The sequence below is a fragment of the Streptococcus sp. HMSC072D05 genome (assembly GCF_001815805.1).
Lineage (GTDB): Bacteria > Bacillota > Bacilli > Lactobacillales > Streptococcaceae > Streptococcus.
In genome coordinates this window covers 516,101-530,452 of record NZ_KV822038.1, presented here as the reverse complement: position 1 = coordinate 530,452, position 14,352 = coordinate 516,101, and the positions used below count along the sequence as shown (strand labels likewise).

9 protein-coding genes are annotated in these 14,352 nt (G+C 40.4%); all 9 read left to right on the top strand.

Translation table 11 applies throughout. From position 1 onward, the window contains the following. The first annotated feature begins 66 nt into the window (after positions 1–66). The 9 genes from HMPREF3057_RS08395 (at position 67) to glgA (ending at position 14,323) form a co-directional block, all read left to right on the top strand. Positions 67–930: an Rgg family transcriptional regulator gene (locus HMPREF3057_RS08395; protein ID WP_049479328.1), complete on the top strand. Its 864-nt coding sequence runs from the start codon at positions 67–69 to the stop codon at positions 928–930. 80 nt (positions 931–1,010) lie between these two features. After that, positions 1,011–2,189 carry an MFS transporter gene (locus HMPREF3057_RS08390; RefSeq protein ID WP_001079356.1) on the top strand — a complete coding sequence of 393 codons (1,179 nt, stop codon included), beginning with the start codon at positions 1,011–1,013 and terminating at the stop codon, positions 2,187–2,189. An 89-nt stretch (positions 2,190–2,278) separates the two neighbouring features. Further along, a complete protein-coding gene (ligA, locus tag HMPREF3057_RS08385; RefSeq protein WP_049490620.1) occupies positions 2,279–4,237 on the top strand; it encodes an NAD-dependent DNA ligase LigA in 1,959 nt (652 codons plus the stop codon). A gap of 151 nt (positions 4,238–4,388) precedes the next feature. After that, positions 4,389–6,674 (top strand): type I pullulanase, encoded by a 2,286-nt coding sequence (gene pulA, locus HMPREF3057_RS08380; RefSeq protein ID WP_070697222.1) that lies wholly within the window; start codon positions 4,389–4,391, stop codon positions 6,672–6,674. Positions 6,675–6,871: 197 nt separating this feature from the next. Then, positions 6,872–8,296 carry an NADP-dependent glyceraldehyde-3-phosphate dehydrogenase gene (locus HMPREF3057_RS08375; RefSeq protein ID WP_070697220.1) on the top strand — a complete coding sequence of 475 codons (1,425 nt, stop codon included), beginning with the start codon at positions 6,872–6,874 and terminating at the stop codon, positions 8,294–8,296. Positions 8,297–8,568: 272 nt separating this feature from the next. Beyond that, the gene (gene glgB / locus HMPREF3057_RS08365) at positions 8,569–10,464 is read left to right on the top strand and encodes a 1,4-alpha-glucan branching protein GlgB (protein WP_049479326.1); all 1,896 of its coding nucleotides are present in this window, start codon (positions 8,569–8,571) and stop codon (positions 10,462–10,464) included. 157 nt (positions 10,465–10,621) lie between these two features. Then, complete coding sequence (locus tag HMPREF3057_RS08360; RefSeq protein ID WP_000787250.1) at positions 10,622–11,764, top strand: glucose-1-phosphate adenylyltransferase; 1,143 nt, start codon at positions 10,622–10,624, stop codon at positions 11,762–11,764. Next, a complete protein-coding gene (gene glgD, locus HMPREF3057_RS08355; RefSeq protein ID WP_000687050.1) occupies positions 11,754–12,893 on the top strand; it encodes a glucose-1-phosphate adenylyltransferase subunit GlgD in 1,140 nt (379 codons plus the stop codon). Before HMPREF3057_RS08360 ends, glgD begins: the two co-directional genes overlap by 11 nt. Further along, complete coding sequence (glgA, locus tag HMPREF3057_RS08350) at positions 12,890–14,323, top strand: glycogen synthase GlgA (RefSeq protein ID WP_070697217.1); 1,434 nt, start codon at positions 12,890–12,892, stop codon at positions 14,321–14,323. The genes glgD and glgA overlap by 4 nt, the downstream gene beginning before the upstream one ends. The last annotated feature ends 29 nt before the right edge of the window (positions 14,324–14,352 follow it).

Genomic DNA, 14,352 nt, shown 5'->3' with positions numbered 1-14,352 from the left:
AAAAATCAGCCATCGTCAGGAAGAAGCCATGCTTGAGTGGGAAGAATTATCAGAGCAGGTGTAAAGATGGAACATCTTGGAAAAGTATTTCGTGAATTTCGAACCAGTGGGAACTACTCTTTAAAGGAAGCAGCGGGCGATTCTTGCTCGACCTCTCAGTTATCTCGCTTTGAGCTTGGTGAGTCTGATTTAGCAGTTTCCCGTTTCTTTGAGATTTTGGATAATATTCATGTGACTATTGAAAATTTCATGGACAAGGCTAGGGATTTTCAAAATCATGAACATGTTGCCTTGATGGCACAGATTATTCCGCTTTACTACTCAAATGATATTGCAGGTTTTCAAAAGCTTCAAAGAGAACAACTTGAAAAGGCTAAGAGTTCGACCAATCCCCTCTATTTTAAGCTGAATTGGATTCTGCTACAAGGACTGATTTGTCAAAGAGATGCTTATTACACGATGAGGCAGAGTGATTTGGAAAAGGTAGCAGATTATCTTTTTCAAACAGAAGAATGGACTATGTATGAGTTGATTCTTTTCGGAAATCTCTATACTTTCTACAATGTGGACTATGTGGCTCGAATTGGCAGAGAAGTGATGGAGAGGGAAGACTACTACAAGGAAATTGGTCGGCATCGAAAACTTGTTTTGATTTTAGCTCTTAACTGTTACCAGCATTGTTTGGAAAATCGATCCTTTGCGGATGCGGACTATTTTGAGGGCTATGTGGAGAAGTTAATTGGAAATGGTATCAAGCTTTATGAGCGCAATATCTTCCATTATCTCAAAGGTTTCGCCCTCTACCAGAGAGACTTGAAAGAAGAGGGTTGTAGTCAGATGCGGGAGGCCATGCATATTTTTGCTGTGCTTGGACTTCCAGAGCAAGTGGCTTACTATCAGGAACATTATGAAAAATTTGTAAATCCTTAAATTTCCCAAATAAGGGAAAAATAAAGAGACTCCTTTCAGTTTTGATACAATAGTTTCAAAATTTGAGAGGGGTTTTTTATATGAATCGACATGCAATCCAGTTGATTAGTCGTGGTGCTATTAATAAAATAGGAAATATGCTCTATGATTATGGAAACAGTGTTTGGTTGGCATCAATGGGAACGATAGGGCAGACTGTTCTTGGGATTTATCAAATTTCTGAACTCGTCACATCGATTCTGGTCAATCCCTTTGGCGGAGTGATTTCAGACCGATTTTCGCGTCGCAAAATTTTGATGACGACAGACTTGATTTGTGGCGTTCTTTGCTTAGCTATTTCTTTCATCAGAGATGATAGCTTGATGATTGCTGCCTTGATTTTTGCCAATATTGTTCAGGCGGTTGCCTTTGCATTTTCTCGTACATCTAACAAAGCCATTATAACTGAGGTTGTAGAGAAAGACGAGATTGTGACCTATAACTCTCGCTTGGAGTTAGTTTTACAGGTTGTAGGAGTCAGTTCTCCGGTGCTTTCTTTTCTCGTTTTACAATTTGCCAGTCTCCATATGACGCTCGTTTTAGATGCCATTAGTTTTTTTATCGCATTTACCTTAGTAGCTTTTCTCCCAAAAAAAGAGACTCAGGAACAAGAGAAAAAGACTTTCAGCTGGAAAAATATTTTTGCTGATATGAAAGAAGGGATTCGCTATATTTGGCGCCAGCAAGAGATCTTTTTCCTTTTGGTAGTAGCTTCCAGTGTTAATTTCTTTTTTGCAGCTTTTGAATTTCTCCTCCCTTTTTCAAATCGACTATACGGGGTAGAAGGAGCTTATGCAACTATTTTAACTATGGGCGCTATTGGTTCGATTATTGGAGCTCTTCTAGCTAGTAAAATAAAGGCAAGTGTTTATAATCTTTTGATTCTATTGGCTTTAACTGGAGTTGGAGTTTTTATGATGGGATTACCACTGCCAACTTTTCTCTCCTTTTCTGGAAATTTAGTTTGTGAACTGTTTATGACGATTTTTAATATTCACTTTTTTACTCAGGTTCAAACCAAGGTTGAGGGGGAATACTTGGGAAGAGTACTAAGCACCATTTTTACCTTAGCCATCCTATTTATGCCGATTGCAAAAGGCTTTATGACGGTGCTACCAAGTGTCCATCTCTCTTCTTTTCTGATAATTGGAAGCGGTGTTATCATCCTGTCTTGTTTATCCCTCGTTTATGTGCGAAGTCATTTTAAAAAAGAGTTATAATTTCTCTTTTTTAGAAAATATTTCATTACGAATCATTTTTCAGTCCTTCTCTATTGTGAGGAGGGCTTGCTTTGTGGTAAAATGGGATTATGAATGAAAGAATGAATGAGTTAGTTGCCTTACTCAACCGCTATGCGACCGAGTACTATACGAGTGACAATCCCTCGGTTTCAGATAGCGAGTATGATCGTCTCTACCGAGAGTTGGTTGAGTTGGAAGCCGCCTATCCAGATCAAGTTTTAGCGGATAGTCCAACTCATCGTGTTGGTGGTAAGGTTTTAGATGGTTTTGAAAAATACAGTCATCAGTATCCTCTATACAGTTTGCAGGATGCTTTTTCACGTGAAGAGTTAGAAGCTTTTGATGCGCGTGTGCGAAAGGAATTACCCCAACCGACCTATATTTGTGAGCTGAAAATCGATGGTTTGTCTATCTCGCTTACGTATGAAAAGGGGATTTTGGTTGTTGGTGCCACACGTGGGGATGGTTCTGTTGGTGAAAATATCACCGAAAACCTCAAGCGTGTCAAGGACATTCCTTTGACCTTGCCCGAAGAACTAGATATCACCGTTCGTGGAGAGTGTTACATGCCACGCGCTTCCTTTGATCAGGTCAACCAAGCCCGCCAAGAAAATGGGGAGCCTGAATTTGCTAATCCTCGTAACGCAGCTGCAGGCACCTTGCGTCAGTTGGATACAGCAGTAGTGGCCAAGCGTAATCTTGCTACTTTCCTCTATCAAGAAGCCAGCCCTTCAACTCGTGATAGTCAAGAAAAGGTCTTGGAGCATCTTGAACAGCTTGGTTTTGTAGTTAATCCTAAACGAATATTGGCTCAAAGTATAGATGAGGTATGGGATTTTATCCAAGAAGTAGGACAAGAACGGGAGAAACTGCCTTACGATATCGATGGGGTGGTCATCAAGGTTAACGACCTAGCAGGTCAAGAAGAACTCGGTTTTACCGTTAAAGCACCTAAGTGGGCAGTAGCTTATAAATTTCCTGCTGAGGAAAAAGAAGCTCAACTCCTTTCAGTTGACTGGACAGTAGGTCGTACGGGTGTTGTGACCCCGACTGCCAATCTAACACCTGTTCAGCTTGCTGGCACAACTGTTAGCCGTGCAACTCTTCACAACGTAGATTATATTGCTGAAAAGGATATCCGCAAAGATGATACGGTTATCGTTTATAAGGCTGGAGATATCATCCCTGCTGTTCTGCGTGTGGTAGAGTCTAAACGTGTTTCTGAAGAAAAACTAGATATTCCGACTAACTGTCCGAGCTGTGACAGTCAGTTGCTTCATTTTGAAGATGAAGTGGCTCTTCGTTGTATCAATCCACGCTGTCCTGCCCAAATCATGGAAGGTTTGATTCACTTTGCCTCTCGAGATGCTATGAATATTACGGGTCTTGGTCCATCTATCGTCGAAAAGCTTTTTGCTGCTAATCTGGTTAAGGATGTGGCAGATATTTACCGTTTGAAAGAAAACGATTTCCTTCTTTTAGAAGGCGTCAAGGAAAAGTCTGCTTCTAAACTATATCAGGCCATTCAAGCATCCAAGGAAAACTCTGCTGAAAAACTCTTGTTTGGTCTGGGAATTCGCCATGTCGGAAGTAAGGCTAGCCAACTCTTGCTCCAACATTTCCACTCTATTGAAAATCTAGCCCAAGCAGATCCTGAGGAAGTAGCAAGTATCGAGAGCTTGGGTAGTGTGATTGCCCAAAGCCTTCAGACTTATTTTGCTACAGAAGGATCGAAGATTCTTTTAGACGAGTTGAAAGAAGCTGGAGTTAATCTGGACTACAAAGGGCAGACAGTAGTAGCAGATGCAGCCTTGTCAGGTTTGACAGTTGTATTAACAGGAAAATTGGAACGTCTCACACGTTCTGAAGCCAAAAATAAACTCGAAATCCTTGGTGCTAAAGTTACAGGCAGTGTATCTAAGAAAACGAATCTTGTCGTAGCAGGAGCAGATGCAGGAAGCAAGCTCCAAAAAGCACAAGAACTTGGTATCGAAGTTCGAGATGAAGCTTGGCTAGAAAGTTTGTAAAGAATAGTTGAAAACTAGATGTTAGATAGTCTGAAACTATCTCTCCTGATGTGTTTTTATATCTATTAATGCTATTCTCTATTGTGCTGAAATTCCCGCTAAATTCTTCAGCACTACATAAAAAAATTGAAATTAGGAATTAGGAAAAGAAATGTATAGATACCCAGTAGTCATCCATTTTCACCGAAAAAATGGGGACTATGATGCTTGTTCATTCAGTAGAAAACAGGCAGATGTTAAAGAAAATTTGTATTATGAAAATGACTATTTTGGAGCAAAATTCTCCTTTACAGTTACAAGTGCAGAAAGGCTCGATACTCTGACCTTTTCTGTCGAAATAGATGGAAAGACAAAAGATTATCTCCTACGGTTTAACTATTATCCACTGTTGACTGAGGTTTGGATTTTGGATGGTGATGAGACGGTTTATTATTCTGAAAATCCAGCCATTGCAAGTTCTTGCTATAAAGATCGAAACCCGTTTGCTTTTGATAAAGCCTTTCACAGTGAAAGTTTTGATCACCATTGGGGATACCAAGGAGAGTTGGGGTATAGTATCTCTGACTACCAGACAAGCTTTAAACTCTGGGCTCCAACCGCTACAGCAGTCCAAGTGGTCGTTTATGAAAATACAAGTAACGACGCGCCGATTTGGAAAACCTTTAATCTTGAGCGTGGGAATAGCTATTCATACAGTCATAAGTACAATACCATTGGTGTTTGGAGTGTAGATTTAGACGAAAATCTTGCAGGTAAAGCTTATCAGTATCAGATTGAGTTTCCACACCATCAGACTTTGACACGAGATCCTTACACTATTGCTACAAGCCCTGACGGGAAACGTTCCGTCATTCTCTCTCAGCAAGATAGACAGGTAGAAGGATTTAAAGTCAAGCATGGGACAGACGCTCCTTGGCGTTTGGAAAACCCATGTAAAGCGGTTATCTGTGAGATGCACATTCGTGATTTTACAAAATCGCCAACATCTGGAGTTCCAGAAAATCTTCGAGGGACCTTCCTTGGTGCTGCCCAGACAGGAACGACCAACCAATTCGACCAAGCAACAGCCTTTGATTATATCAAAGAACTCGGCTGTAATTATGTTCAACTCCAACCAATCTTTGATCGCCATAAGGAATATGACGAGGACGGGAATGTAACCTATAACTGGGGTTATGACCCTCAAAACTACAATGCTCCTGAACCAAGTTTCTCTAGCAATTTAGATGATCCTGGACAGGTTATTCGAGACCTTAAAACCATGATTCAAGCATATCATGATGCGGGAATCGGTGTCATTATGGATGTCGTTTACAACCATACCTTTTCAACGGTCGATGCACCTTTCCAAACAACTGTTCCTGATTATTACTATCGTATGAATCCAGATGGAACCTTCCAAAACGGCACAGGTGTTGGAAATGAAACCGCAAGCGAACACGAAATGTACCGCAAGTATATGATTGACTCACTCCTTTATTGGGTAAAAGAATACAATATTGACGGTTTCCGTTTCGACTTGATGGGAATTCACGATATCAAAACCATGCAGGCAATTCGTTGGGCACTGGATGAAGTTGATCCACGTATTATCACCTATGGAGAAGGTTGGGATATGGGGACCGGTCTTGCACCTTATGACAAGGCCAAGAAGGACAATGCCTACCAGATGCCAAATATTGGATTCTTCAATGATGATCAGCGTGATGCCATCAAAGGAGGAGAAGTTTACGGCTCAATCAAGGCAGGATTTGTTAGCGGTGCAGCTACAGAACCGATTGTAGCCAAAGCTATTCTTGGTAGCCGAGAGTTGGGTTCATATCTTAGTCCAAACCAAGTTCTTAACTACGTGGAAGCCCATGATAATTACAACTTGCATGATTTGTTAGCAACCCTTCACCCAGATCACAGTTCAGATAAGATTATGCGTCAGGTCGAGACAGCAACAGCGATGAGCATTCTTATGCAAGGGATGTCCTTTATAGAGCTGGGGCAAGAATTTGGTCGCACCAAACTCCTTGCTACAGGAGAAAATGGTGAGCTGACTCCGGCAGATAGAGAACGGGCCATGAATAGTTACAATGCTCCAGATAGTGTCAACCAGGTCAACTGGGATTTAATCAATGAGAGACAAGAGAGCATTGACTTTATTCGCCAGATTATTCGCCTAAAAACACAAAGGCGGGCTTTCTCTTATCCTACATACGAAGAAGTTTATCGTCATGTCTTCGTCCATACAGCTGCTGAAAATAGTGGGTGGATTGTTTACGAAATTCACGGTGGATCAGAGAACTTATTGGTGGTATTCAATGCCAAGGGAACTTCCTTCTACTTTGAAAATGCAGGAAATCTAGAAATGCTTGTGACAAATAGTCGTTCTCAAGAGTCTAATGTGATTGATGATATCAGCGTTGCAGTCTTGAAGGTACTTTCATAGTAAATGCTACAAAAAGGTTTAGTTAAAACTAGACCTTTTTTGATTTTTATTGAAAAACCAATATCTAATAGGAATAAATTTCAAATAATTTGAAGAATCAAGTTTGTGAAAAAAATATCAATATTTTCCAAAAAGGGGTTGTAATTTTCTGAAAATTTGATAAAATAAGTTTTAATCATTTTCAGGAGGAAGAGAATTTGACAAATTATCAGAATTTAGTGAATGGAAAATGGAAATCATCGGAAAATGAAATTGCCATCTATTCTCCCATCAATCAAGAAAAACTGGGGACAGTACCCGCTATGAGTCAGGCTGAAGTAGATGAGGCTATGGAAGCAGCGCGTACAGCTCTCCCAGCATGGCGTGATTTAGCACCAGTTGAGCGTGCAGCTTATTTGCATAAGACAGCAGACATTTTGGAACGTGATAAAGAAAAAATTGGTACGATTCTTGCCAAAGAGGTTGCAAAAGGGATTAAAGCAGCCATTGGAGAAGTAGTACGTACAGCAGAATTGATTCGTTTTGCTGCTGAGGAAGGTCTCCGTATCACTGGACAAGCAATGGAAGGTGGCGGTTTTGAAGCTGCAAGTAAAAATAAACTAGCTGTTGTCCGTCGTGAGCCAGTTGGGGTCGTCCTAGCTATTGCACCATTTAACTATCCAGTCAACCTTTCTGGATCTAAGATTGCTCCAGCTTTGATTGCAGGAAATGTCGTTATGTTTAAACCACCAACACAAGGATCTATTTCTGGTCTTTTGTTGGCTAAAGCATTTGACGAAGCAGGAATCCCAGCAGGTGTCTTTAACACCATCACTGGACGTGGTTCTGAAATCGGAGACTACATCATCGAACACAAGGAAGTGAACTTCATTAACTTTACAGGTTCAACACCGATTGGGGAGCGTATTGGTCGTTTAGCTGGTATGCGCCCAATTATGCTTGAACTTGGTGGAAAAGATGCAGCAATTGTCTTAGAAGATGCAGATTTAGAAAATGCAGCTAAGCAAATCGTAGGTGGAGCTTTTAGCTACTCTGGTCAGCGTTGTACTGCCATCAAACGTGTTTTGGTTGTGGAAAACGTAGCAGACAGATTGGCAGAATTGCTCCAAGCTGAAGTTGCTAAGCTAACAGTAGGCAATCCATTTGACAATGCAGATATCACGCCAGTTATTGATAATGCTTCAGCTGATTTCATCTGGGGATTGATTGAAGATGCTCAGGAAAAAGGAGCCAAAGCGCTCAGCCCAATCAAACGTGAGAATAATCTCATTTGGCCAGGACTTTTTGATTATGTCACAAGAGATATGAAATTAGCCTGGGAAGAACCATTTGGACCTGTTCTTCCAATTATTCGAGTTTCAGATGCTAATGAAGCGGTAGAAATTGCTAATGAATCAGAATTCGGTCTTCAATCTTCAGTCTTTACAAATGACTTTAAGAAGGCGTTTGAAATTGCTGAAAAACTTGAAGTTGGTACCGTTCATATTAATAATAAAACACAACGTGGACCAGATAATTTCCCATTCCTTGGTGTAAAAGGTTCTGGTGCAGGAGTACAAGGAATTAAATATAGTATCGAAGCGATGACAAATGTTAAATCCATTGTTTTTGATGTGAAATAATTTATAAAATCAGGAAAACGACTTCCTGATTTTATTTTTTTCAAAAAAATGCAGTTTAAAATTGATAAAAAACGAATATTCTGGTATTATAATAAAAAAATATATGGAAATTGTTTCGTGTTCTATTTTCTGGATATCTTTTTTAAAATGCTAGGTAATTTTTTGAAGGCTTTCATAAAAAAATATGATTTCCTTCGTAAATTACTTGAAAGTTACCTTAAAAGAGTGTATAATAGAATTATAGAAAACGCTTACAAAAGAAAGGGGATTGAATGAATAATCAAGAAGCATTAAGAACCTTTACTACAGGTGAGAACTTTCACCTCCAGCATTATTTAGGAGCGCATAGAGAGGAGAAAAACGGAGAAATAGGCTATACCTTTAGGGTTTGGGCCCCAAATGCACAAGCAGTTCATTTAGTTGGTGATTTTACCGATTGGGTTGAGAATCAGATTCCCATGGTTCGTAATGAAGCAGGTGTTTGGGAAGTCTTTACGAGTCAAGCTCAGGATGGTCAGATTTATAAATATCATATCACGCGTGGAAATGGTCACCAGATTATGAAGATCGATCCATTGGCAGTTTATTTTGAAGCTAGACCGGGTACAGGAGCTGTTTTGACCAATATCCGTGAAAAGAAATGGAAAGATGGCCTTTGGTTAGCACGTCGCAAACGTCTGGGATTTTTCGAGAGACCAGTTAATATATATGAAGCCCATGCAGGATCTTGGAAGAGAAATCCAGATGGTAGTCCCTATACTTTTTCGCAACTGAAAGACGAGTTGATTCCATACTTAGTTGAGATGAACTATACACATATTGAGTTCATGCCTTTAATGGCTCACCCACTTGGATTGAGCTGGGGCTATCAACTTATGGGTTACTTTGCTTTTGAACATTCCTATGGTACACCTGACGAGTTTCAAGATTTCGTTGAAGAGTGTCATATAAATAATATCGGTGTTATCGTCGACTGGGTTCCAGGTCATTTCACTATTAATGATGATGCCTTGGCATATTATGACGGTACACCAACTTTTGAATACCAAGATCACAACAAGGCTCATAACTATGGTTGGGGTGCTCTGAATTTTGACCTCGGGAAAAATGAGGTCCAATCTTTCCTGATTTCAAGTATTAAATTTTGGATTGATTTTTACCACTTAGATGGTATTCGGGTCGATGCAGTGAGCAATATGCTGTATCTAGATTATGATAATGCTCCTTGGACTCCAAATAAGGACGGCGGAAATCTTAACTACGAGGGTTATTATTTCCTTCAACGGTTGAACACAGTGATTAAGTTAGCTCATCCAGATATCATGATGATTGCAGAAGAAAGTTCATCAGCAACAAAGATTACTGGCATGAAAGAAATGGGCGGCCTTGGGTTTGACTATAAATGGAATATGGGCTGGATGAACGACATTCTCCGTTTCTACGAGGAAGATCCGATTTATCGCAAGTATGACTTTAATCTTGTGACTTTCAGCTTTATGTATGTTTTCAATGAAAACTATCTCCTGCCTTTCTCACATGATGAAGTAGTTCATGGTAAGAAGAGTATGATGCATAAGATGTGGGGAGATCGCTACAATCAGTTCGCTGGTCTGCGCAACCTCTACACCTATCAAATTTGTCATCCAGGTAAGAAACTCTTGTTCATGGGTAGTGAGTACGGACAATTCCTCGAGTGGAAGTCCGAGGAGCAGTTGGAGTGGTCTAATCTAGAAGATCCGATGAATGCCAAGATGAAGCATTTTACTTCACAACTGAATCAATTCTATAAAGAGCATCGTTGTCTGTGGGAAATTGATACTAGTTATGATGGTATCGAGATTATCGATGCTGATAATAGAGATCAGAGTGTCCTTTCCTTTATTCGTAAGGGCAAGAAGGACGAAATGTTAGTCTGTGTCTTTAACATGGCACCAGTTGAACGTAAGGACTTTACGATTGGTTTACCTGTTGCAGGTATTTACGAAGAAGTTTGGAATACAGAATTAGAAGAATGGGGAGGTGTGTGGAAAGAGCACAATCAAACAGTTCAGACTCAAGAAGGCTTATGGAAAGATTATGAGCAGACTTTGACCTTTACCTTGCCTGCCATGGGAGCAAGCATCTGGAAGATCAAGCGTCGTTTGAAACAAGCTAAGAAAAAAGAATAATGGGCTGTTGATGATATTTTTTAGTTTTTAAAAACGGATGTACTTGTATTGGACTTGAAACACAAGAGAAATGGATTTCCTATTATTTTTATAAAAAGTTTGACTTCCGACCTTCTTTCGATTTTAACGTTCACATGTCTTTATAAAGGAGTAGAAAATGAAGAATGAAATGCTAGCTTTGATCCTTGCGGGTGGGCAAGGAACACGTCTCGGAAAACTCACTCAAAGCATTGCCAAACCGGCAGTGCAATTCGGTGGGCGCTACCGTATCATTGACTTTGCTCTTTCCAACTGTGCAAACTCTGGAATCCATAATGTTGGTGTGATTACGCAGTACCAACCTCTTGCTTTGAACAACCATATTGGAAATGGTTCGAGCTGGGGATTGGATGGTATCAATTCAGGTGTCTCCATTTTACAACCTTATTCAGCCAGCGAAGGAAACCGTTGGTTTGAAGGGACTAGTCACGCTATCTACCAAAACATTGACTATATCGACAGTGTTAATCCTGAGTATGTTTTGATTCTTTCTGGTGACCACATCTACAAGATGGACTACGATGATATGCTTCAGTCCCATAAGGATAACAATGCCAGTTTGACAGTAGCTGTCCTAGACGTACCTCTCAAAGAAGCTAGCCGTTTCGGTATCATGAATACAGATGCCAATAACCGTATCGTTGAATTTGAGGAAAAACCTGCTCAACCTAAGTCTACAAAGGCTTCTATGGGAATTTATATTTTTGACTGGAAACGGCTTCGCAATATGCTTGTTGCTGCTGAAAAGAGCAATGTGGATATGTCAGACTTTGGTAAGAACGTTATCCCTAACTATCTCGAGTCTGGTGAAAGTGTCTATGCTTATGAATTTAATGGCTACTGGAAAGACGTTGGTACGATTGAGTCACTTTGGGAAGCTAATATGGAGTACATTTCACCAGAAAACGCCTTGGATAGTCGCAATCGTCAGTGGAAAATTTACTCTAGAAACTTGATTTCACCACCAAACTACTTTGGTGCGCATGCACACGTTGAAGATTCATTGGTCGTGGATGGCTGTTTTGTAGATGGAACTGTTAAACGTTCGATTCTTTCAACAGAAGCACAAGTACGTGAAGGTGCTGAGGTCGTTGATTCTGTCATCATGAGTGGAGCTATTATTGGCCATGGCGCAAAGATTACTCGTGCTATTATTGGTGAGGGTGCCATTATTGCAGACGGCGTAGAGATTGACGGAACGGACGAAGTACAAGTAGTAGGATACAATGAAGTAGTGGGGGTAGCAACAGATGAAGATTGATAAATATTCAGCCATTTTAGGAAACACAGTTGGTTTTCATGACATGTCAACATTAACAGAACACCGTCCGGTAGCTAGCTTGCCTTTCGGTGGGAAATACCGTTTGATTGACTTCCCTCTTTCCAGCCTTGCAAATGCAGGTGTTCGTAGTATCTTTGGTATTTTCCAACAAGACAATATCAGCTCAGTATTCGACCATATCCGTTCAGGTCGTGAGTGGGGCTTGTCAACTCTTCTAAGTCACTACTATCTAGGAATTTACAATACTCGTGTTGAAAGCAGTACAGTTGGAAAAGAGTATTACCAACAGCTTCTTACCTACTTGAGACGTTCAGGTTCAAACCAAACCGTTTCGATTAACTGCGATGTGCTGGTGAATATTGACTTGAATCAAGTCTTCCACCTACACAATACAACAAAAGGTCCGATTACAGTTGTATATAAGAAACTTCCAAAGAAAGACATTTCAGATGTGAATGCTATTTTGGAAATCGATGAAACTGACCATGTTCGTTCGCACAAACTCTTTGATAATAAATCTACAGATGAACTCTTCAATATGTCTACAGATATCTTTGTTGTGGATACTCCTTGGTTGATTGAACGACTTGAAGAAGAGGCTCAGAAAGAATATCCTGAAAAGTTGCGCTATGTCCTCCGCGATTTAGCTGCAAAAGAAGGAGCTTTTGCTTACGAATACACAGGCTACTTAGCTAATATTCACTCTGTTCAGTCCTATTATCAAGCAAATATTGATATGCTTGAATCTAAAAAGTTCTATTCTCTCTTCTCACCAAATCAAAAGATTTATACCAAGGTTAAGAACGAAGAGCCAACCTATTATGCGAATACTTCAAAAGTAAGTACTTCTCAGTTTGCTTCTGGTAGTATCATTGAGGGTGAAGTAGTTCAGTCAGTCCTATCTCGTAATATTTATGTTCACAAAGATAGTGTTGTGAAGAACAGCGTTCTGTTCCCTCGTGTTGTGATTGGACAAGGTGCCCAAGTTGAATATGCTATCTTGGATAAGGGCGTTGAGGTTGCGGACGGTGTTGTCATTCGAGGCACAGCAGAACATCCAGTTGTAGTGAAGAAGGGTGAAACAGTAACAGAGGACATTTATTCATGAAAATTTTATTTGTAGCGGCAGAAGGAGCACCCTTTTCAAAAACAGGTGGTTTGGGCGATGTCATTGGTGCACTTCCCAAATCACTTGTAAAAGCGGGGCACGAAGTTGCAGTTTTCTTACCTTATTATGATATGGTAGAAGCAAAGTTTGGAGACCAGATTGAGGATGTTCTCCACTTTGAAGTTAGTGTAGGATGGCGTAGACAGTACTGTGGTATTAAGAAAACGGTCTTGAATGGGGTAACCTTCTACTTCATTGATAATCAGTATTATTTCTTCCGTGGTCATGTGTATGGTGATTTTGACGATGGTGAACGCTTTGCCTTCTTCCAACTGGCTGCTCTTGAAGCCATGGAACGCATCGGCTTTATCCCTGACCTTCTCCATGTTCATGATTACCACACAGCCATGATTCCCTTCTTGTTAAAAGAAAAGTACCATTGGATTCAGGCATATCAAGGAATCAGAACAGTTTTAACCATTCATAATTTGGAATTCCAAGGTCAATTTTCTGAAGGAATGTTGTGGGATTTGTTCGGTGTTGGGTTTGAACGCTATGCTGATGGGACCCTTCGCTGGAATGATTGTCTCAACTGGATGAAAGCAGGTATTCTCTACGCGGATCGTGTCTCAACCGTTTCCCCTAGCTATGCGCACGAGATTATGACCAGTCAGTTTGGTTGCGGTTTGGACCAGATTCTTCGCATGGAGTCAGGTAAGGTTTCAGGTATTGTCAATGGTATTGACGCAGATCTCTATAATCCTCAAACAGACCCACTTTTAGACTATCATTTTGATAAGGAAGATCTGTCTGGAAAAGCTCAAAACAAAGCAAAATTGCAAGAGAGAGTGGGGTTGCCTGTGAGAGCAGATGTTCCGCTAGTTGGGATTGTCTCTCGTTTGACACGCCAAAAAGGTTTTGATGTTGTTGTAGAGAGCTTGCATCGTTTCTTACAGGAGGACGTTCAAATAGTCCTTTTAGGAACAGGTGACCCAGCTTTTGAACATTCCTTCTCCTGGTTTGCGCAAGTCTATCCAGACAAACTATCAGCAAATATCACTTTTGACGTCAAGCTCGCTCAAGAAATCTACGCAGCTTGTGATCTCTTCCTCATGCCAAGTCGTTTTGAACCATGTGGTTTGTCTCAAATGATGGCGATGCGCTATGGAACTCTACCATTGGTTCATGAGGTTGGTGGTTTGCGTGATACGGTTCAATCCTTCAATCCAATCGAAGGAAGTGGAACTGGATTTAGCTTTGATAATTTAACACCATACTGGCTTAACTGGAGTTTCCAAACAGCCTTGGATGTTTATAAGAACCAGCCAGACGTTTGGAGAAATCTACAAAAACAAGCTATGGAATGCGATTTCTCATGGGATACAGCCTGCAAATCTTACCTGGACTTGTACCATAGTTTAGTCAACTAATAGATAAAATCGTATGATTCTTTCATACG